Genomic DNA, 3,213 nt, shown 5'->3' with positions numbered 1-3,213 from the left:
TCTTTATGTGTCAAAAAGAAAAAGTGGTCTCCGTCCAGTGGATAGAATTCGCTGTTCTCTATGAGCCCCGCTATCTTCTCCCCTGTATAGAGTGGTGTTGCTGTGTCTTCTTTGCCCCAAAAACAGAGTGCCCTGCTTTTGCTTTTGGCAAACGCAGCTTCAAAGTCTTCATCCACTACATTTTTAAATGTTTCATACATTTCATGACTCATACCCTGCGCATCAGGCGCTACGAAAAGTTCACGTATCTTCTTCATTCCCAGAGGTTTTAGGAGTTTAAATGTCGCTATTTTTATTTTCACTGACCATGGTTTAACAGTGACTACACCTGCAGAAGAAAGAAGTACCAAACAAGGTGTGTTAAGCAGTGTAGAAACTTTTCCGCCAAAAGAGTGTCCCATAGCTATGGTAGCTGTCACGCCTAGAGTATCTAAAAAAAGTTGTACAATATTTGCGTAATCTACTGTCGTTAAGATCATCTCATTGGTACTCTTACCAAAGCCTGGCATATCCAGGTAAATATGTTTGAAGTCCGGCAGTGTGTTGCCAAATGCCTGTTTCATGATCTCTTTATTACTCCCCCAGCCATGAAGTACAAGCAGTACCTCATCTTGTGTCGGGTTGACTAACTCATAAGCGAGTTTAAAAGTGTGTTCTTTGTAGCGTATCTCTTTAGATGCCATATTTCACCAATTAAATTATTTTAGTCTCAATTATACAATAGCATTATGAAAATAGTGTTTATGATTGAATTAAATTAAATGGTTTTATTTTGGAGGGTCTATCACTTGAACGGTACGATATGAAAGGGATAGACTATAGATACCTATAGTCTATCTCCTGTAGTGAAGGTCCTACTGTGCACCATTTTCAACAGAATCGATCTGTTCAATAAACTGCTCAATATAGAAGGTAACAAGATTTGCTATATCTTGTGCTGTCTTGTTTAGATAGTGATGCTTAAGAGGTAGTTTTTGTACCATTATATGTGTTCCATTAGCCGCATATTTCAATTGTATATATGGGTCTCCGGAAACATCACAGGTCTCTGATGTTGTTAATACTTCAGGTATACAATATTCAAGCTCAACGTCTGGGTTGGCCATTGCATTATCCACAAGTTCTACAACTTTTTTCAGTTTCTCTTTACTTTCGTTTTTTTCTATTTCAATTTTTTCCGGATTATTCATAAGTGCAACAATTTTTTCCAGTTTCTCGTTAACCTCTTTTAGCATTACAGTCTCATCTGGATCGTTCAAAAGTACTATAAGTTCTTCCAGTTTTTCTTTACATACATTTTCCATAACTATTTCTCCTAGAATGATATAGCTCATCATTTTCAATGATGAGCATAAAAGATTATCATGATAGAGTTACTACGCTAAATGTACATCTCTATCACACCTCTAGTTCGCACTTAATTATATCACAAAAAATTAAATCATTATATAACTACTTATTATGTTATTGAAAGGGGAAATGTGTGAAAAGGTATAAAGAAGATGTAAAAGTTTGCAGTATGTAACATACATCCTGCAAACTTTGGCAATACAGATTAAGAAAAAGTATCCGTAAATAGATTTCCTGACCATGAAAACATTTTACCATAATTACTGGTGCTTGGTGCACCTGATCCTTTATTGGCAATAACCATTTTATTCTCATTAGCATCATATTTAAAGACCGCTGTGATCCATGAAGCTTCTGTTGAGGAAGTTGGACTGTAACAAGCTGAGTTGGTCTTAGGTGAAGCGTATAATGTAACCCCATTCAGTGTTCTTAAAATGGCATCTGCACACACTTTTGCTTCAGAATTTCCCATATGTCCAGCTTTTGGTTGTCCTGTTCCTTGTGAATCACCGATGATATAAATACCGCTTGTCAGTACTGATTCATAACTCAACGGATTAATCGGTGCCCAGTTTCCAGTATTGACTCCTGCTGTAAAGACGATAGAGGCTGCTTTTTGCTTTGGTATAACATTTAAAACTGTTGAAGTTAAAGTTTTTGATTCATCATTTTCAGTGTATGTTAAAGTTCTAGTACTGTCATCAACATTTGTGACTGTTGTACTTGGAGTGTACACTACACCATACTCTGCAAATTTTGCAGTAAATGTCTCTTCCTCTATCGTGATATTTGCATTCGCATCAAACACATTCACCTTACAGTTGTTAAACCCTTTGTTATTTTTGAGATAGTCAGCCACTACACAAGCTCTCTCATATGGACCAGGAGGACAACGGTAAGGTGCAGGTGGAATCGTCATGGTAAAAGTATCACCATCAACCATTGCATCAATTTGTGCTTTAAGCAGATCTATCTGCTCTCCTGCTTTCCAAGCGTGAGGTACTTTAGTGATATCGTAATCATTTACTTGTATAAAGTCCATACCTGCTGCTAAGACCAATTTGTCATACTTCACACTGCTTCCATTTGCCAAAGCAAGGGTTTGATTGTTTTTATCAACGCTATCTACCGTAGTGTGGATCATATTGATACCATATTTACTGCTCAGGTCTCCATACGTAAATGACAAGTCAGAGATCGTTTTCTGTCCGTTAAGAACCAAGTTACTTAATATAGGTGATACATAGGTAGGGTTTGCCTCTATGATGGTTACATTCACACTGCTTCCACCCCACATCTTTAGATACTTTGCACAGGTTGCCCCAGAAAATCCACCACCAACTACCACAATGTGTGGAGTGGTTGTATCGGCTGCCATACCAGGAGTCACTGCAAAAAGTGAACTTGCTCCTACAAACTTCATAAAGTTTCGTCTTGAATTTGAATGGGTTGTTTTCATTTAGTATCCTTTTTTAATCGTTAGTTTTAAGCGTTTTTAGCCAATTACCAATAAGTATTATCTCTTCACTGGTATATCCATGAGCCTGTGCACTCATAATCGGTTCATCATCTTCAAAGATCTCGCTATCAAGTTCATCTTCGCCTGCGATGCTGTCCCACTCAGTTGAGGAGACACCATTTGTACCATGACATTGAGCACATTGGGAACCTAAAAGTCTTCCTGCATCAGCTGTATAAGCTGTAGGTAAAGGAGTATCTGCATAACCATCATTGTCATCATCGACATCATATTCATCATCGATACCATCATCATCAAGGTCGTTGTCTATATCAATTTCTTTGTCCCCATCATCATCTTCATCATCACGGTTGTAAATACCATCGTTGTCATCATCTTCATAG

4 protein-coding genes are annotated in these 3,213 nt (G+C 37.7%); all 4 read right to left on the bottom strand.

Annotated elements, in window-relative coordinates; genetic code table 11:
• Positions 1–683: alpha/beta fold hydrolase (locus ABYK33_RS14945; RefSeq protein ID WP_373034105.1), on the bottom strand; the 683-nt coding region annotated here is incomplete at its 3' end.
• A gap of 171 nt (positions 684–854) precedes the next feature.
• Positions 855–1,304, bottom strand: coding sequence for a hypothetical protein (locus tag ABYK33_RS14940; RefSeq protein WP_373034104.1), 450 nt, complete (start codon positions 1,302–1,304; stop codon positions 855–857).
• A 251-nt stretch (positions 1,305–1,555) separates the two neighbouring features.
• Positions 1,556–2,809 carry an FAD-dependent oxidoreductase gene (locus ABYK33_RS14935; protein ID WP_373034103.1) on the bottom strand — a complete coding sequence of 418 codons (1,254 nt, stop codon included), beginning with the start codon at positions 2,807–2,809 and terminating at the stop codon, positions 1,556–1,558.
• A gap of 13 nt (positions 2,810–2,822) precedes the next feature.
• Positions 2,823–3,213 (bottom strand): cytochrome c (locus ABYK33_RS14930; RefSeq protein WP_373034102.1); only part of this gene is annotated, 391 nt, incomplete at its 5' end.

Source organism: Sulfurovum sp., assembly GCF_041562805.1.
Classification (GTDB): domain Bacteria; phylum Campylobacterota; class Campylobacteria; order Campylobacterales; family Sulfurovaceae; genus Sulfurovum.
This window is presented reverse-complemented; position numbering and strand designations above follow the sequence as displayed.